Source organism: uncultured Roseobacter sp. (assembly GCF_947495275.1).
Taxonomy (GTDB): Bacteria; Pseudomonadota; Alphaproteobacteria; order Rhodobacterales; family Rhodobacteraceae; genus Roseobacter.
Map to the genome: position 1 here is coordinate 72,534 of NZ_CANLYL010000010.1, position 16,215 is coordinate 88,748.

A 16,215-nucleotide genomic window follows, 5' to 3' on the forward strand; every position below is an offset into this window, starting at 1 on the left:
ATTCAAGCAGATCCTTCAGCCAACCATGGCCTCATAGTGTTAGAGTTTGGTTGATCGCAGCCCCTCTTCAAGTTTTTTCTTTGATTTCGCGGTCACAATTTATGTGAAAGCGACATGAAAGGCTGCAATATAGGCGTTAGAAAGCGTCCTTGCGGGCACGGATTTCAGCGAAAACCTGAACATCGGTGGCATCTGGAAGACCCAGACGGTGGCGAATGTCAGGGTTAGAGGCACGCAGAAACGGATTTGTCGCCATTTCCTGTGCGAGGGTTGAAGGAACGGTCGGAATACCAGCGGCGCGGGCCGTCGCTATCTCCTTGCTTCTTGATATAAGTTCAGGATTATCGGGATCAATGGTTAACGCAAACTTAGCGTTGGACGCGGTGTATTCATGTCCTGAAAATATCTGTGTCCCTTGTGGCAAAGACATTAACTTTGTCAGGCTATCCCACATTTGATCTGCGGCGCCCTCAAATAGCCGCCCACATCCAAGCGCCATCAGGCTGTCTGCGGTAAAGGCGGCATCCGCGCCGGGGACATAAAACGCGATGTGTCCGCGCGTATGGCCGGACACATCTAGCACCAAAACCGACTGATCGGCAAAGTCAAAGGTGTCGCCATCGCCGACCCGCCGATTCAGAGGCGGTAAGCGATGGGCGTCGGCGCCAGCGCCCGTGACCTGCGCAGGGTGATCTTTGAGGACGCGCGCAAGCCCCTGTACGTGATCAGGATGATGATGGGTCAACCAGACTTCATCCAGTCGCCAGGCCCGTGCGCTGAGGGCATTCAGAATCGGCGCCGCTTCCGGCACGTCCACCAAAGCCGTCCGGCCCGAGGCCCTGTCGTGCACCAAGAAGGCGTAATTGTCCGACAGGCAGGGGACGGTCACGATCTCAATGGGCATGGTCATTTTCCTCATGGTTTGCGAAACTGCCATCAGAGTGACCGATACCGGGACGGGCTGCAATGCATCTGGACGTGCAGGATTTGCGCAACTTCTATTACCGCTCCGCCCTGGGCCGCGCCGCTCAGGCGAGCTTGCAATCGCGCATGCTTGAGATTTGGCCGGAAGCCAAGGGGCAAACGGTTGCGGGTTATGGATTTGCCGCACCATTGCTGCGACCGTATCTGAAAGAGGCCCGCCGCGTGATCGCGCTGATGCCGGGGCCGCAGGGTGTGATGCCCTGGCCCCCCGGGCTTCCGAATGTTTCCGTATTGACCGAAGAGACCCTTTGGCCCCTGGAAACCGGTCATGTGGACAAGCTGGTCGTTCTGCACGGGTTGGAGACCTCAGAACGCGCCTATGATCTCCTGGAGGAATGCTGGCGGGTGCTTGGGCCGGGGGGGCGCGCATTGTTTATCGTTCCCAACCGCGCTGGGCTCTGGGCGCGTCGGGACCGCACGCCTTTTGGGTTCGGGCGTCCCTATTCACCATCCCAGTTGGAAACGCAGTTGCGCAAACATCAGTTTTTGCCCGAATGGCATGCAGGCGCTCTTTATCAGGTGCCATCCTCCAAACGCATTTGGATGAAATCCGGACCGGCCTTTGAAAAATTCGGACGACGGATGCCGACGATGATGGCTGGCGGCGCTTTCATGGTGGAGGCGACAAAGCTTGTTTATCCACCCAAGGGAAAGGTTCAGAAGGCGCGCCGCCTCAACCCGTCAGCGGTTCTGGAGCCGACCGCCAAGCCGATTTAACGGTTAAGGCCGGATGCGAGCATCTGCTCACTGACTGACATTTTGCTCGATTTTTGCGATTGGGAATCGGAATTTGGCCTCGCAAACGCGTCTTTTGTTAATTTTTCTTCGGGGCCAAACCGTCGCACCTTTGCCAAGCTGCTGAAAACATGAGAAAAGAGCATAATCCGCACTTCGCGATCTCATGTTGCGGGGTGTGATCCTCTCTGCTACATCACCGCTGATTTCGACGTCTTGAGTAAATTCAAGCCGCGCCAACACTCTCGGTGACGCGATCTATTCGCATATCCGGGGCCAGAACATCGGAAGGGTGGACGTGTCAGAACCAGCTTCGATTTCCACGAGCATTGCCGGGCGTTATGCCACGGCGGTCTACGAGATTGCCAAGGACGGCAAAGCGGTAAAGGCCCTGGAGGCCGATCTTGAAGCATTGCAATCCGCCTTGGGCGACAGCGACGATTTTCGGGCCCTGATCCATTCACCGATATATTCCCGCGAGGAGCAAGGCGCTGCAATCTCTGCGATCGCCAAGAAGATGAAGCTGTCGGAGACGTTTTCCAACACGCTTTCGCTCATGGCGCAGAAGCGTCGCCTCTTTGTGCTTCCACAGCTGGTCACCGCTCTTCGCGATATTATCGCCGCCGAAAAAGGCGAAGTAACCGCGGATGTCGTCTCGGCAAAGGCACTGACGAAAACGCAGGCCGACAAACTCGCCAAGACGCTTAAAGCCTCCACAGGTAAAACCGTAACACTCAATGCGACCGTTGATGAAAGCCTCATCGGCGGTCTTGTTGTCAAAGTTGGTTCGCGCATGATCGACACGTCGATCCGCTCGAAACTGAATTCCCTCCAGAATGCAATGAAAGAGGTCGGATAAATGGGTATCCAAGCAGCAGAGATTTCTGCGATCCTGAAGGACCAGATCAAGAATTTCGGTCAAGAAGCCGAAGTGGCCGAAGTGGGCCGCGTGCTCTCCGTCGGTGACGGTATCGCCCGCGTATATGGTCTGGACAATGTTCAGGCCGGTGAAATGGTCGAATTCCCCGGTGGCATTCAGGGCATGGCGCTCAACCTTGAATCCGACAACGTCGGTGTGGTGATCTTTGGCTCTGACCGCGACATTAAAGAAGGCGACACGGTCAAGCGCACGAACTCCATCGTGTCCGTGCCAACAGGTGACGAACTGCTGGGTCGCGTCGTGGACGGTCTGGGCAATCCGATTGATGGCAAAGGCCCGATCGGTGCCAAGAAAACCGGCGTTGCCGACGTCAAAGCGCCGGGCATCATCCCGCGCAAGTCGGTACATGAACCCATGGCGACCGGCCTCAAAGCCGTCGACTCGATGATCCCGATCGGTCGTGGCCAGCGCGAATTGATCATCGGCGACCGTCAAACCGGCAAAACAGCTGTGGCGCTTGACGCGATCCTGAACCAGAAGTCTGTGAACGATGCGGCAGGTGACGACGAGGGCAAGAAGCTCTACTGCGTCTATGTTGCGATCGGTCAGAAGCGTTCGACCGTGGCACAGCTTGTGAAGAAGCTCGAAGAGACAGGCGCGATCGAATATTCCATCGTTGTGGCCGCGACCGCTTCTGAGCCTGCGCCGATGCAGTTCCTGGCACCTTACTCCGCGACCGCGATGGCCGAGCATTTCCGCGACAATGGCCGCCACGCGCTGATCATCTATGATGACCTTTCCAAACAGGCGGTTTCCTACCGTCAGATGTCCCTGCTGCTGCGCCGTCCACCCGGACGCGAAGCTTACCCGGGCGACGTTTTCTACCTCCACTCCCGCCTTCTGGAACGTTCCGCGAAGCTGGGTGACGACGCGGGTAACGGCTCTCTGACAGCTCTGCCGATCATCGAAACCCAAGGTGGCGACGTGTCGGCCTTTATTCCGACCAACGTGATTTCGATCACCGACGGTCAGATCTTCCTTGAAACCGAGCTTTTCTATCAGGGCATCCGCCCCGCCGTGAACACCGGTCTGTCGGTCTCCCGCGTGGGGTCTTCGGCGCAAACCAAGGCGATGTCTTCGGTGGCGGGTCCGGTGAAACTGTCCCTCGCGCAATACCGCGAAATGGCGGCCTTCGCTCAGTTCGGCTCTGACCTTGACGCTTCCACCCAGCAGTTGCTGGCCCGGGGTGCGCGTCTGACCGAGCTGATGAAGCAACCGCAGTATTCGCCGCTGACAAACGCCGAAATCGTCTGCGTCATCTTCGCGGGCACCAACGGCTACCTTGACAAGGTCGACGTAAAAGAAGTCGGTCGTTTCGAGGCGGGCATGCTGGCACATCTGCGCGCCAAACATCAGGCTCTGCTGGACGACATCACCAATAACGACCGCAAGGTGAAAGACGATCTGGCCGATAGCATCAAGGCTGCTCTCGACGAATTTGCCGCTGATTTTGCTTAAGAGGTAGGCCCATGCCCAGTCTTAAGGACCTAAAAAACAGGATCGAGTCGGTCAAATCGACCCGCAAGATCACCAAAGCGATGCAAATGGTTGCAGCTGCAAAGCTGCGCCGCGCTCAGGAAGCTGCGGAACAATCGCGTCCCTATACCGAACGGTTCAATGCCGTGATGGCGGGGCTCGCGGCTTCCGTCGGCGGGTCAGATTCTGCGCCGAAACTGCTGTCCGGAACGGGCAGTGATCAGGTGCAGCTACTGATCGTGATGACCTCCGAACGAGGTCTGTGCGGCGGTTTCAACTCCAATATCGCAAAACTCGCGCGTACCCATGCGACCAAACTGATGGCCGAAGGCAAAGAGGTGAAAATCCTCACGGTCGGTAAGAAAGGCCGCGATCAGATGAAGCGCGACTATGGCCAATACTACATCGGCCATGTTGATCTCACCGAAGTGAAGCGCATCGGTTATACAGACGCGCAAAGCATCGCCAAGGATGTGTTGGGTCGGTTTGATGCGGGTGAGTTTGATGTGGCCACACTCTTCTACTCGAAGTTTGTGAACGTGGTCAGCCAAATCCCGACTGCGCAGCAGATCATTCCGGCGTCTTTCGAGGCGGAGGAAGGCGACGAGGCCTCGACGCTTTTTGACTATGAGCCGTCCGAAGAAGCAATCCTTGCGGATTTGTTACCTCGTGGCGTTGCCACGCAGATCTTTGCAGGCCTGCTTGAGAACGGCGCATCGGAACAGGGCGCGCGCATGTCGGCGATGGACAACGCGACGCGCAACGCGGGCGAGATGATCGACAAGCTGACCATCGAGTTCAATCGCTCCCGTCAGGCTGTCATCACAAACGAGCTGATCGAAATTATTTCCGGCGCGGAAGCGCTGTAGAACAAACCGGAGAAACGACATGGCAAATGCAGTCGGCAAACTTACACAGGTCATCGGCGCGGTCGTTGACGTTCAATTTGAGGATCACCTGCCGGAGATTCTGAACGCGCTTGAAACAGACAACAACGGCAACCGTCTGATCCTTGAGGTCGCACAGCACCTCGGCGAGAACACAGTGCGCGCCATCGCGATGGACTCCACCGAAGGCCTCGTGCGCGGTCAGAAAGTGACCGACACGGACGGTCCGATCTCGATCCCGGTGGGTAACGCCACGCTGGGTCGGATCATGAACGTTGTGGGCGAACCTGTTGACGAAAAGGGCCCGGTAAACGCGTCTGAGAAACGTTCGATCCACCAGGATGCGCCGGAGTTTGCGGAACAGTCCACAACCTCCGAAGTGTTGGAAACCGGGATCAAGGTGATCGACCTGCTGGCTCCCTACGCCAAGGGTGGTAAAATTGGCCTCTTCGGCGGTGCGGGCGTTGGTAAGACCGTTCTCATCATGGAACTGATCAACAACATCGCCAAGGTGCACTCGGGCTTTTCGGTGTTCGCGGGTGTGGGTGAACGGACTCGTGAAGGCAACGACCTTTACCATGAGATGATCGAATCCAACGTGATCGACCCCGAAAACCTGGAAAACTCCCAGGTGGCCCTAGTATACGGTCAGATGAACGAACCTCCCGGTGCGCGGATGCGTGTGGCCCTGACAGGTCTGACGCTGGCCGAGCAGTTCCGCGATCAGTCCGGTACTGACGTTCTGTTCTTCGTGGACAACATCTTCCGCTTCACGCAGGCAGGTTCCGAGGTTTCCGCTCTGCTCGGCCGTATTCCTTCTGCTGTGGGCTATCAGCCGACGCTGGCCACCGACATGGGCCAGATGCAAGAGCGCATCACCTCGACCAAGGCCGGTTCGATCACCTCCGTGCAGGCCGTTTACGTGCCCGCGGATGACCTTACCGACCCTGCACCTGCGACCTCCTTTGCGCACCTTGACGCGACAACCGTTCTGTCGCGTGCCATCTCCGAGCTGGGTATCTACCCGGCCGTTGACCCGCTCGACTCCACGTCGCGCCTGATGGACCCGGCCGTTGTTGGCGAGGAGCACTACCAGGTTGCCCGTGACGTTCAGGGTATCCTGCAACGCTACAAGTCGCTTCAGGATATCATCGCGATCCTCGGCATGGACGAACTCAGCGAAGAGGACAAGCTGACCGTGGCCCGTGCCCGGAAAATCCAGCGTTTCCTGTCGCAGCCCTTCGACGTGGCGAAGGTCTTCACCGGGTCCGACGGTGTGCAGGTGCCGCTGGCCGACACCATCGAAAGCTTCAAAGCGGTTGTGGCTGGCGAATACGACCACCTGCCGGAAGGTGCCTTCTACATGGTTGGTGGCATCGACGAAGTGAAAGCGAAAGCTGAAAAAATGGCGGCTGACGCTGCTTAAGGAGCCGGATTGATGGCAGATACGACGCAATTTGACCTGGTTTCGCCCGAGCGGCGGCTTGCCTCTGCGCAGGTCGTATCGGTTCAGATTCCGGGCGCTGACGGGGATATGACCGCAATGGCAGGCCACGCGCCGACCATTACAACGCTGCGCCCCGGGCTGCTCACGGCAGAGGGCCCTGACGGGACAACGCAATACGTCGTGACGGGCGGTTTTGCGGAAATCACCGCGACGGGTGTTTCAGTTCTGGCTGAACGTGCGATGCCGCGTGATGAAGTTTCCGCAGATGTACATGCAGAGCTCGTCAAAGAGGCGGAAGAAGCGCACGCAAAGGCCAAGGAGGTTTTTGTGAATGAGCCCGGGCCCGTTGACGATGCGGCGAAACTGCTCGCGGACATGGTGGCAGTGGGCGATCACATCGGTCTCTGACGTCGAGCAACCCATTCCAGACAATCAAGAAGGCCTCGCCAATCGCGGGGCCTTTTTTGATTTGGCGGTCTAGATCGGGGCAAACTGTTCTTGGCGGGCAAGCCACAGCTTGCGTTGTCAGCTACGTCTCAGATCAGCGTAAGAGCGGGCTGCCAAAGCTTACTCGGCTGCGTACATACCATCGTATATCGGGCTCAACGTGTCTGCTTCAAACAAAGAAGACACAGAAGTACCGCTCCAGATATTCAGTATCGCTTGTGCGAAGACCGGTGCCGTCGGCACGATGCGGATGTTTGACGCGGCCTTCACTGGTTCCGTCGCAGCGATGGAATCGGTGATCACCAGTGATTTCATCACTGAACTGGTGACCCGCTCCACGGCCGGCCCGGACAGCACGCCGTGGGTGATGTAAGAGTGCACTTCCTTCGCGCCTTTCGCCAGCAAGACCTCGGCTGCTTTGCACAGGGTGCCAGCCGTGTCGCAAATATCGTCCACAATCAGGCAGGTTTTACCCGTCACATCGCCGATCACTGTCATTTCTGCAACTTCACCGGGCTTTTCTCGGCGTTTATCCACAATGGCGAGCGGAGAATTGATCCGCTTGGCCAGCTCACGCGCCCGGGCGACACCGCCCACATCCGGTGATACCACCATCAGCTCCCCCATCCGGTCCTTGAAGGTCGTCTTGATGTCCAATGCGAAGATCGGGGACGCATAGAGGTTGTCCACAGGGATATCAAAGAAGCCCTGAATCTGTGCGGCGTGCAAATCCATCGTCAGCACCCGTTCAATGCCGGTTCCAACCAGCATGTTGGCCACTAGCTTTGCCGTGATCGGCGTGCGCGCCTTGGTACGGCGATCTTGTCGGGCATAGCCGAAGTAAGGCAGTACGGCCGTGACACGTGCCGCTGACGATCGCCGCAGGGCGTCTGCCATGATCAGCAATTCCATCAAGTTGTCATTCGCGGGGTTGGAGGTCGACTGAAGGATGAACATGTCCTCACCCCGCACGTTCTCGAAAACCTCAACAAAAATTTCGCCGTCGTTAAACCGCTCGACCCTCGCATCGACCAGTTGGGTCTGAATGCCACGGTGCATCGACATGCGGCGCGCGATGGCTTTGGCTAGCGGCATATTGGCATTGCCAGAGATCAGCTTGGGTTCTTGGACGTGGGGCATGGGGGAGGTTTCCAGGAGCAGCAACAGGGAAATGTGACAGATTCGTGATGTTGACTTCACCTAACACGGCCTTACCAATCGGCAAAGAACCACGCGCCCTCAAGGAGCCCTAAAATGGCACATATTGATCTCTTTTTTTCTACCATTTCTCCCTATGCCTACCTAGCCGGGAATCGTGTTGAAGAGGTCGCCGCGAAACATGGCGCCACGATCACGTACAAACCTCTGGACATCATGGCGCTGTTTTCGCGTACAGGGGGCACGCCCCCCAAGGATCGCCACCCCAACCGTATCGAATACCGTGCGCTGGATCTGGTGCGTCAGGCAGCCCTGCTGGAATTACCGCTCAATCTGCAACCGGCCCATTGGCCGACCAACGCGGCTCCCTCATCCTATGCATTTATCGCCGCACAGAATGCGGGGGGTGGTGATCTTGGCAAACTGATGTTTGCCATCTGCCGTTCTGTCTGGTCCGACGAGAAGGATATTGCCGAAGACAGTGTTGTGAGGGGGTGTCTTGAGGAGGCCGGGTTTGACCCATCATTGGCGGACAGCGGATTGCTTGTAGGTGCGGAAACCTATGCCGCCAACCTCGAAGAAGCGGTGGACAAGGGCGTGTTTGGCTCACCCTTCTATGTGACCGATGCCGGCCAGCGGTTCTGGGGCCAGGATCGCATTGACGACCTGGAGGCTCATCTCGCTGGAAAGGTATGACCAAAGAGTTTCGCCCGCATGTTCGTTATTTCGGACATGGCCTCCGTGCCGCGCTGGCCATTCATTGCACCCTCGGGCATTCCGGTGCCTGGCGCGGCGTTGGCGACGCCTTGGGCGATCGTTTGAGGCTTGTGGCCATTGATTTGCCCGGGCATGGGAAAAGCGCGCGATGGGACGGTGAAAACGACCTGCATCAGCTTTGTACCGACGCCGCGTTAAGCCAATTGTCCGAGCCGATGGATGTCATCGGGCATTCGTTTGGAGCAACCATCGCCCTTCGCCTGGCCGTTGAGCATCCGCAGCTTGTGCGCAGCCTCACGCTCATCGAGCCGGTTTTCATTGCCGCAGCGATCGCCGACGCGCCAGAGCGTGTCAAAGCACATGAGGTGGAGGCCGAACCTTATTTCACGGCCTTGCAAAGCGGAGACGAGATGCGCGCCGCACGTCTATTCAACCGGTTTTGGGGGGACGGCACGAAATGGGACGATATTCCCTGCACAACCCGTCAGTACATGGCCGACCGGATGCATCTGGTGCCGGGGCAGTCACCCGCGATCATCGATGATGAACCCGGATTGCTCGCAAAGGGTGCCCTTGGCAGGGCGCATATGCCTTGCCTGTTGATCCAGGGGGAGCACACGGCTGACGTGATAGATGCGATTCATCAAAGCCTCGCAGCGCGCCTGCCAAACGCGCGGCGTGTCACCATTTCAGGGGCCGGGCACATGTCGCCCATTAGCCATCCGGCAGCGGTGGCTGCGGAAATTTCCGAGCTCCTAGAAGTGACTTAGAAACTGGTTTATCTGGTCTGCTGTGATCGACCAGTCGCAGACAAAACGCGCCGCCAGCATTTCATCAGGATCGTCACCTTCCAGAGTGCATCCCCACATATAATAGACAGCCCCGGCTTGATGCAGACGTTGATGCAGACGGCGCGGGAAACGCGCAAATATCATATTGGCCTGCGGCGCGTGAAGAAATTCAGCCCCTTTTTCCTGCAAACCCTTGGCGAGATGGGCGCAATTCTCATTCGCAGCCCTGGCCGTTTGAAGCCAGGTTCCGCCCTCAAGATAACCTGCCATTTGCGCCGACAGATAGCGATGTTTGGAAAAGAGGTGGGCACCGCGTTTACGCCGCAACTCGAATTCCCAGGCTTTCTCGGGATCGAAGAGAACAACCGCTTCGACGCCAAGACACCCATTCTTTGTGCCGCCAAAGCTCACGGCATCGACGCCTGCTTTCCAGGTCATCTCCGCCGCCGAACACCCCAGGGCGACAAGGGCGTTGGCGAACCTCGCCCCGTCAAGATGCACCGGCAGATCATATGATTTGGCGACCTCGGTCAGCGCGTTCAGTTCTTCCAGCGAATAGAGGCTGCCGCGCTCCGTCACCTGGGTAATGGAGACGGGTCCGCGTTGCGGCCCATGAACCCCGCGGGTGTTTTCCATCTCAATCCGCGCGCGCAGCGCGTCCGCGGTTATCTTGTCGCCGCCGAGGACAAGGCTGAGTTTCGCACCGCTATAGAATTCGGGCGCGTTGCACTCGTCTTCCTGAATATGCGCCACTTCCGAACAAAAGATCGTTTCCCATGGTTTGCAAAGGCAGGCGAGTGCCAGAACATTCGCCGCCGTTCCGGTCGAGACCAGATAGACGGCGGCTTCGGGCGCCTCAAAGATCTCGCGTATCTTGTCGCGCACCTCATCCATGATGGGATCGGCCCCGTAGGGCATCGCGTAGCCGGCATTTGCATCCATCACCCGCTGCATGACCCTCGGGTGTGCGGCTCCTGCATTGTCAGACGCAAAAAACATCAGGTCGGCTCCTCAATAACATGGTCTTCCCATTCATCTTCCGGGATATCGAATTCGCTTAATGTCCAGCCCTGCACCGAAACGCCAGCGTCATGAACTGACTGTGACGTGCCGCTGATCAACGGGTGCCAATCGGGCAGGGGGTCGCCCTGCCATAACAACCGATAGGCGCAGGTTTCGGGCATCCAATAGGCATGGCGGTCCAGATTGTTCGGTTTCAACACGATGCAATCCGGCACGAACTGATGCCGGTTTTCATAATGCGCGCAGCGACAGGTGGAATCGTCCAGCAGGCGACAGGCGATCCGGGTCAGGGCGACCGCGCCGCTGTCCTCATCTTCCAGTTTGTTGAGGCAACATTTGCCACAGCCGTCACAAAGAGATTCCCATTCCCTCTGGCTCAGCTTGCCAAGGGGCTTGCGTTCCCAAAACCGATCCGCAAGGCCATTTCGGTCAATTGGGTCAGTCACAGCGCGCTCAAAATCTGGCGTGCCGTGGCACTGTCGGCGTCCATCTGTGTAATCAGGACGTCAAGGCTGTCAAAGGTCTCTTCTGGTCGGAGGTGTTCTACCAGACCAACCGAAAGTTGTGCGCCGTAGATGTCGCCCTGGAAATCAAAAATGAAGGTCTCAAGATTGGGTCGGTTTTCACCAAACATCGGGCGCACACCCATTGATGCCACGCCCTGGTAGCTGCCGGTATGTGGCCCATCGAGAACATCGACGAGAACCGCATAGACACCGAACGCCGGAGGATGCAGCCCGTCTATGGACATGTTTGCTGTTGGGTATCCAAGTTCACGTCCCCGTTGTTCGCCCCCGATGACCGGCCCTTCGATGCGGTGCCAATGTCCCAACATGCTGGCGGCCAATCTGGGGTCGCCGACGCTCAGCGCCTTCCGGATGGCGGTGGAGGAGATTGTTTTATCGGATTGCGCAATCAGCGGGGCAATTGTGACGCCAAAGCCCATGGTTTGACCAAAGGCAAGCAGGTCGGTGGCTGTGCCTGCACGACCCTTTCCAAAACAAAAATCCGCGCCAACGATGACATGCCGCAGCCCGAACCCATCAGCAATGACCCGTTGAGCAAACTCCTCCGGTGCCAGCGCCGCGAGGGCCGCGTTGAAGTTCAACTCGTAAAGCCGCTCAACGCCAAGTTTTTCAAGGCGACTGGCGCGCGCCTCCCGGCTCATCAGGCGAAAGGGGGGGGAGGATGGTGCGAAGTAAACGCGGGGGTGCGGTTCAAAGGTGACAACACCTAGCGGTGCTGCGGGTTCGGCTGAGCGGGCGATGTCGATAACTGACTGATGCCCCAGATGCACGCCGTCAAAATTGCCGATCGCCGCGCTGGCACCGCGGTCGTCAGGCGCAACAAACTGGTAGTCACGGATGGTTCTCATGCGCCTTGGGTAAACGCACCACGCAAGACACGCAAGCCGGTCTGAGCACCGGCATTATCCCGATTTCAAATGCCGGGTCAGTCGAATTTGCGCGACGGAGCCATAACCATCGCTTCGCCGATCAGGACTTTCTTGCCATCAACCGAACAATGACACTCCAGCTTCACACGACGCTTGGCCATTTCGATATCAATGACCTTCACTTCGGCATAAACCAGATCACCAGGTCGCACGGGCGCGAGAAATTTGAGTGACTGGCCCATGTAGACCGTGCCATGCCCCGGCAGCTGTTCGCCGATGACCGCGGAGATAAGCCCGGCTGTCAGCATCCCATGCGCGATACGTCCTTCAAAGATCGTATCGCGTGCGTAGTCATCATCCAGATGCACCGGGTTCCGGTCTGTCGAGATCTGGGCGAACATCTCGATATCCTCATCGGTGATTACTTTCTGCAAATGGCGGGACATGCCCATTTCGATGTCTTCGATGCAAATCGTTCCGCGGGGCAGATTGTCCAACATGATGACCCTTCCGGTAATTTTCTGATCATTGCGGTGCAATTGTTGAAACTTAATTACTTCGCAAGCGCAGAAAAGCAAGGGGAAAATAGGTCAGCGTAGGTAACCTATTGTATAGGTTGGGTTGGATATTTCCCTTTCCAGATAAGCAGTTAGCGCTTCCGGATCAGGGTCTGCACTTGTTTTTGTTTCAGACGCTGCGAGGCCACCTGAAATAAAAAGCGAATCGATGTCTTCGCCCATGGCACCCGCAATGTCCGTCAGCACCCCGTCGCCGATTGCCAGAATGCGATGATCAGGGATGTCGTTGCCAAGTGCAAAGAGCCTCCGCCGCGCCAGATCATAGATCGGTGGGTGCGGTTTGCCGAAGTACAGGCTCTCGCCACCCATCTCAGAATAAAGCTGCGCCAGAGCACCGGCACACCATTCGCGCTGTTCGCCCCGGTCCACGACGATGTCAGGGTTGGCACAAAGAAGCTTGAGCCCACGCTGCTTCGCCATCAGAAATTCCGGGCGCATGACACTGGGATCGGCGAGGGGATCGAAGGGACCCGTGCAAACAATGCCTTCGGCATTTTCCAACGGAACGGATCGCACATTTACCGGGTCTTCAACGACCCCGATGGGTTCGAAAAACCGTTCGTCGCCCGGATATCCGATGTGCCAGACTCTTTCGCCCACGATGCCTCTGAACATGGCTGAACGCGCACTGTCACCCGAAGTTGCAATCGTATCCCAACTGTCATCGGGCACCCCGAAGGTGACCAGCTGCTTTTCAACACCCGCGCGCGGACGCGGAGAATTGGTCACCAAAACCACCTTGCCACCGGTTGCGCGATAGGCTTGCAGCGCCGCAACAGCCTCCGGCAGCGCGGCAACGCCATTGTGCACACAGCCCCACAAATCGACGAACAGGGCGTCATATTGCGACGCGATGTCAGTCAGGTTCTTGATAATGCGTGTCATGGCTGGCGGTGTTCCTTCGTTGGCGTCAGGCAGAACATCACCAACTTGGTTGACCTGCCCGCACATGCGCCTGCGACGGATACCGCAGGCTTTGATGCTTCAAACTTTGAGGTTCGGAATGATCTGCTTTTTGCGGCTCATAACGCCGGGAAGCACCACGGTATCTCCGCTCACCGCCACATCGAAACTCTGTTCGGCGACGGATTTTACGAGATCATTAGGGACGAGCAGCGTGGCTTCTTCGTTCAGGATGTCGACCACGAACAGCAGCACCTGATCGGCACCGTCATCGCTTGCAACGCCAGGCATTGCGGCCATCAGCGCCTCTTTGCGGTCCAGAACCATCTTGGGCGATGTTGTCTCAAGCACAGAAACCCGGAACTGTTTGCCGCCAACTTCGTATTCCTTGCTGTCCATGCGAAGCAGCTCGGCTTCGGAAAACGCAGAGACGTCGGATTTGGCCGCAAACATTTCTGACGCGTATTCGGAAATATTGATATCCAGCGCCTGCGCCAGATCCCAGGCGATCGCCTTGTCCTCATTTGTGGTCGTGGGGCTGCGGAATTCCAGCGTATCGCTGAGGATGCAAGACAGCATGGCACCCTGGATTGCAGGTGGCATCTGCGCGACGTCCTTGCCAATCATTTTCCACATGATGGTGGCGGTGCAGGCCAAACGCTCGATGCGAATATCAATGGGGCCTTTCGTTTTTAAGCCGCCCACCAGGGCATGGTGGTCAATGATGCCTTTTATGTCCGCATCATTGATGTTGTCCGGCAGCTCCGCCGGGTTGTTCGTATCGACAATGACAACCGGCGTATCAGCTGCAAGGTCAGAGATAATCTCAGGTTTCTGAAGCGACCAGCGATCAAGGACGAAGAGGGCTTCGGTGTTTGGCTCGCCCAACAAGATAGGTTTGGCTTCGACACCCTTGATCTGGTTCAGATACCATGACCAGATAATGGGAGAGCCGGTGCTGTCGGTGTCAGGGGATTTGTGGCCAAAAACAAGTGTGGTCATACAAGCGGTCCTAGGAATGAGTGTGACGAATTTTGCGCCTTATAGCATGCAGATCCCGCTTGTCACGCGACCGTCGCCGCGGCGCAGAATTATAGCCCCAATTCCGCGCGCTTCTTCTTCGTTAGTCCGGCGATGACCATGTCATAAGAGGCGACGATGTGATTTTTCAATTCATCATTTGAGAGACCGGGTGGCTCAAAATGTTGCAGCCACTTCAGCCCGCGAGAAGCAAGATAGGGGGCCGGTCTGATCCCGGGCATCTCCCGCAGAACTTCAAATGCCAAATCCGAAGCTTTAAAAGAAAAGGCGTCGGCATCCTCGTTCCAGCCACAAATCGCAAAGACTTTTCCGCCGACCTTCCAGACGTCCGAGTTGCCCCATTGAACAACGTGAGTGGTGTGCGCAAGGCCTGAGCAGAACGCGTTGAATTCATTTCTCGTCATTGGAGGAGCCTAGGATGGCTTTTACTTGCTGGCAATGTGCCGGGATACTGGGAAGACTTATGCGAACGATTCGATACGCAAAAGTCAGAGAAATAGTTGCCAGACGTCCGAGAAACCGACTTGTATCTGCCCATCAAGGCCTTCCTTGAAGACCAGGGCTACGCTGTTAAGTCCGAGGTTGGCTCGGCTGATGTGGTCGCAATTCGTGGTGCAGAGCCTGCCGTCATCGTGGAGTTGAAGCTTGGGTTTTCTCTGGCCCTGTTTCACCAATGCATAGATCGTTTGTCGATTACAGAAGATGTCTATCTGGCGGTTCAGCATCAAACCGGGAAAAGATTTGCAAAGGCCGTCAAGGACAATGTCAAGTTGGCGCGCCGCCTCGGTATTGGCTTGATCACCATCAGGCTCTCGGATGGTCTCGTTCAGGTGCACTGTGATCCCGGCCCCTATGCCCCGCGCAAAAACAAGCGACGGTCTGACGCGCTTTTGCGGGAATTTGCCCGTCGTGTTGGCGATCCAAACGACGGGGGACAAACACGCGCAGGTTTGGTGACCGCTTATCGGCAGGATGCCTTGAAACTGGCGCTCTATCTCTATGAGGTCGGTGCCTGCAAAGGTGCAGATGCGGCACGTGCGACCGGCGTGACAAACGCCACGCGCATGATGCGGGATGACCACTACGGTTGGTTTGAAAGGGTTGAAAAGGGTGTCTATGGCTTGAAGCCAGATGGTGCCAAGGCCGTCTCAAAGGCGGGGAATTTGCTTGGCCGTTAGCCAAATCCTGCCAGACCACCCAAACGAAGAAATTCCGCACATTTTTTCCGATCATACCTGTTGACTCGCATTGGGTCCGTCCTTAGCTATGCGCCGTTAGCACTCGAAGGTAGTGAGTGATAACGGTCCGGGCGCTGGGAAATGTCGTTCGGATCAATGGGAGTAACTTTGAGCCTTAAGGAGCTGCAAAGATGGCATTGAAACCGCTTCATGACCGCGTGCTGGTACGCCGCACGGAAAGCGAAGAGAAAACTGCTGGCGGATTGATTATCCCCGATAGCGCAAAAGAGAAACCTTCTGAAGGTGTGGTTGTCGCTTGTGGCGAAGGCGCGCGCAAGGACAGCGGTGAGCTGATCGAGATGGCTGTGAAAGCCGGTGACAAAATCCTGTTCGGCAAATGGTCCGGCACGGAAGTTACCCTCGATGGCGAAGAACTGCTGATGATGAAAGAAAGCGACATCATGGGGATCATCGAGTAAGCCCGCGCGCTGCTCTGATCGTCAATCGCTGAACT

General features: G+C 57.0%; 19 protein-coding genes. 10 read left to right on the forward strand and 9 right to left on the reverse strand.

Translation table 11 applies throughout. From position 1 onward, the window contains the following. Positions 1–136: 136 nt before the first annotated feature. Positions 137–904: a hydroxyacylglutathione hydrolase gene (gene gloB / locus Q0802_RS17480; RefSeq protein WP_298920651.1), complete on the reverse strand. Its 768-nt coding sequence runs from the start codon at positions 902–904 to the stop codon at positions 137–139. 62 nt (positions 905–966) lie between these two features. On the opposite strand from gloB, the gene Q0802_RS17485 reads away from it, so the two are divergent. From Q0802_RS17485 to Q0802_RS17510, 6 genes are all read left to right on the forward strand, one after another. Continuing rightward, positions 967–1,701 (forward strand): class I SAM-dependent methyltransferase, encoded by a 735-nt coding sequence (locus tag Q0802_RS17485; RefSeq protein WP_298920652.1) that lies wholly within the window; start codon positions 967–969, stop codon positions 1,699–1,701. 316 nt (positions 1,702–2,017) lie between these two features. Then, positions 2,018–2,578 carry a F0F1 ATP synthase subunit delta gene (locus Q0802_RS17490; RefSeq protein ID WP_298920654.1) on the forward strand — a complete coding sequence of 187 codons (561 nt, stop codon included), beginning with the start codon at positions 2,018–2,020 and terminating at the stop codon, positions 2,576–2,578. Then, the gene (gene atpA / locus Q0802_RS17495; protein ID WP_298920655.1) at positions 2,579–4,117 is read left to right on the forward strand and encodes a F0F1 ATP synthase subunit alpha; all 1,539 of its coding nucleotides are present in this window, start codon (positions 2,579–2,581) and stop codon (positions 4,115–4,117) included. Positions 4,118–4,128: 11 nt separating this feature from the next. Then, positions 4,129–5,004, forward strand: a complete 876-nt coding sequence (locus tag Q0802_RS17500) for a F0F1 ATP synthase subunit gamma (protein WP_298920656.1) — start codon at positions 4,129–4,131, stop codon at positions 5,002–5,004. A 19-nt stretch (positions 5,005–5,023) separates the two neighbouring features. Beyond that, positions 5,024–6,448 carry a F0F1 ATP synthase subunit beta gene (atpD, locus tag Q0802_RS17505; protein WP_298920657.1) on the forward strand — a complete coding sequence of 475 codons (1,425 nt, stop codon included), beginning with the start codon at positions 5,024–5,026 and terminating at the stop codon, positions 6,446–6,448. 12 nt (positions 6,449–6,460) lie between these two features. After that, positions 6,461–6,877: a F0F1 ATP synthase subunit epsilon gene (locus tag Q0802_RS17510; protein ID WP_298920658.1), complete on the forward strand. Its 417-nt coding sequence runs from the start codon at positions 6,461–6,463 to the stop codon at positions 6,875–6,877. Positions 6,878–7,036: 159 nt separating this feature from the next. On the opposite strand, the gene Q0802_RS17515 is transcribed toward Q0802_RS17510, so the two are convergent. Next, positions 7,037–8,056: a ribose-phosphate pyrophosphokinase gene (locus tag Q0802_RS17515; RefSeq protein WP_298920659.1), complete on the reverse strand. Its 1,020-nt coding sequence runs from the start codon at positions 8,054–8,056 to the stop codon at positions 7,037–7,039. Positions 8,057–8,170: 114 nt separating this feature from the next. Here Q0802_RS17515 and Q0802_RS17520 point away from each other — a divergent pair, with 114 nt between their 5' ends. Further along, positions 8,171–8,770, forward strand: coding sequence for a 2-hydroxychromene-2-carboxylate isomerase (locus tag Q0802_RS17520; protein WP_298920660.1), 600 nt, complete (start codon positions 8,171–8,173; stop codon positions 8,768–8,770). Next, positions 8,767–9,561: an alpha/beta hydrolase gene (locus Q0802_RS17525; RefSeq protein ID WP_298920661.1), complete on the forward strand. Its 795-nt coding sequence runs from the start codon at positions 8,767–8,769 to the stop codon at positions 9,559–9,561. The genes Q0802_RS17520 and Q0802_RS17525 overlap by 4 nt, the downstream gene beginning before the upstream one ends. On the opposite strand, the gene Q0802_RS17530 is transcribed toward Q0802_RS17525, so the two are convergent. The 7 genes from Q0802_RS17530 to Q0802_RS17560 form a co-directional block, all read right to left on the reverse strand. Continuing rightward, a complete protein-coding gene (locus Q0802_RS17530; RefSeq protein ID WP_298920663.1) occupies positions 9,547–10,581 on the reverse strand; it encodes a beta-eliminating lyase-related protein in 1,035 nt (344 codons plus the stop codon). The genes Q0802_RS17525 and Q0802_RS17530 overlap by 15 nt on opposite strands. Continuing rightward, a complete protein-coding gene (locus tag Q0802_RS17535; RefSeq protein WP_298920665.1) occupies positions 10,581–11,051 on the reverse strand; it encodes a YcgN family cysteine cluster protein in 471 nt (156 codons plus the stop codon). Before Q0802_RS17535 ends, Q0802_RS17530 begins: the two co-directional genes overlap by 1 nt. Beyond that, on the reverse strand, positions 11,048–11,980 hold the full coding sequence (locus tag Q0802_RS17540; RefSeq protein WP_298920667.1) for a bifunctional riboflavin kinase/FAD synthetase: 933 nt from the start codon (positions 11,978–11,980) through the stop codon (positions 11,048–11,050). Before Q0802_RS17540 ends, Q0802_RS17535 begins: the two co-directional genes overlap by 4 nt. Positions 11,981–12,057: 77 nt before the next feature. After that, positions 12,058–12,501: a MaoC family dehydratase gene (locus Q0802_RS17545; protein WP_298920669.1), complete on the reverse strand. Its 444-nt coding sequence runs from the start codon at positions 12,499–12,501 to the stop codon at positions 12,058–12,060. Between the two features lie 90 nt (positions 12,502–12,591). Continuing rightward, a complete protein-coding gene (locus Q0802_RS17550; RefSeq protein WP_298920670.1) occupies positions 12,592–13,464 on the reverse strand; it encodes a TIGR01459 family HAD-type hydrolase in 873 nt (290 codons plus the stop codon). Between the two features lie 99 nt (positions 13,465–13,563). Further along, positions 13,564–14,484, reverse strand: a complete 921-nt coding sequence (locus tag Q0802_RS17555) for a manganese-dependent inorganic pyrophosphatase (RefSeq protein WP_298920672.1) — start codon at positions 14,482–14,484, stop codon at positions 13,564–13,566. An 89-nt stretch (positions 14,485–14,573) separates the two neighbouring features. Then, on the reverse strand, positions 14,574–14,927 hold the full coding sequence (locus tag Q0802_RS17560; protein WP_298920675.1) for an MmcQ/YjbR family DNA-binding protein: 354 nt from the start codon (positions 14,925–14,927) through the stop codon (positions 14,574–14,576). Between the two features lie 96 nt (positions 14,928–15,023). Between Q0802_RS17560 and Q0802_RS17565 the strand changes: the two genes are divergently transcribed. Further along, entirely contained in the window at positions 15,024–15,701 is a 678-nt protein-coding gene (locus Q0802_RS17565; RefSeq protein ID WP_298920677.1) for a DUF2161 domain-containing phosphodiesterase, read from the forward strand. A 191-nt stretch (positions 15,702–15,892) separates the two neighbouring features. Beyond that, positions 15,893–16,180: a co-chaperone GroES gene (locus Q0802_RS17570; protein ID WP_298920679.1), complete on the forward strand. Its 288-nt coding sequence runs from the start codon at positions 15,893–15,895 to the stop codon at positions 16,178–16,180. The last annotated feature ends 35 nt before the right edge of the window (positions 16,181–16,215 follow it).

Bases quoted from the DNA above. Each gene is read 5' to 3' on its own strand.
- atpA (WP_298920655.1), top strand. From the start codon at position 2,579: ATGGGTATCCAAGCAGCAGAGATTTCTGCGATCCTGAAGGACCAGATC.
- atpD (WP_298920657.1), top strand. From the start codon at position 5,024: ATGGCAAATGCAGTCGGCAAACTTACACAGGTCATCGGCGCGGTCGTT.
- Q0802_RS17550 (WP_298920670.1), bottom strand. From the start codon at position 13,464: ATGACACGCATTATCAAGAACCTGACTGACATCGCGTCGCAATATGAC.
- Q0802_RS17530 (WP_298920663.1), bottom strand. From the start codon at position 10,581: ATGTTTTTTGCGTCTGACAATGCAGGAGCCGCACACCCGAGGGTCATG.
- Q0802_RS17520 (WP_298920660.1), top strand. From the start codon at position 8,171: ATGGCACATATTGATCTCTTTTTTTCTACCATTTCTCCCTATGCCTAC.
- Q0802_RS17560 (WP_298920675.1), bottom strand. From the start codon at position 14,927: ATGACGAGAAATGAATTCAACGCGTTCTGCTCAGGCCTTGCGCACACC.
- Q0802_RS17525 (WP_298920661.1), top strand. From the start codon at position 8,767: ATGACCAAAGAGTTTCGCCCGCATGTTCGTTATTTCGGACATGGCCTC.
- Q0802_RS17545 (WP_298920669.1), bottom strand. From the start codon at position 12,501: ATGTTGGACAATCTGCCCCGCGGAACGATTTGCATCGAAGACATCGAA.
- Q0802_RS17510 (WP_298920658.1), top strand. From the start codon at position 6,461: ATGGCAGATACGACGCAATTTGACCTGGTTTCGCCCGAGCGGCGGCTT.
- Q0802_RS17570 (WP_298920679.1), top strand. From the start codon at position 15,893: ATGGCATTGAAACCGCTTCATGACCGCGTGCTGGTACGCCGCACGGAA.
- Q0802_RS17485 (WP_298920652.1), top strand. From the start codon at position 967: ATGCATCTGGACGTGCAGGATTTGCGCAACTTCTATTACCGCTCCGCC.
- Q0802_RS17515 (WP_298920659.1), bottom strand. From the start codon at position 8,056: ATGCCCCACGTCCAAGAACCCAAGCTGATCTCTGGCAATGCCAATATG.
- gloB (WP_298920651.1), bottom strand. From the start codon at position 904: ATGCCCATTGAGATCGTGACCGTCCCCTGCCTGTCGGACAATTACGCC.
- Q0802_RS17540 (WP_298920667.1), bottom strand. From the start codon at position 11,980: ATGAGAACCATCCGTGACTACCAGTTTGTTGCGCCTGACGACCGCGGT.
- Q0802_RS17555 (WP_298920672.1), bottom strand. From the start codon at position 14,484: ATGACCACACTTGTTTTTGGCCACAAATCCCCTGACACCGACAGCACC.
- Q0802_RS17500 (WP_298920656.1), top strand. From the start codon at position 4,129: ATGCCCAGTCTTAAGGACCTAAAAAACAGGATCGAGTCGGTCAAATCG.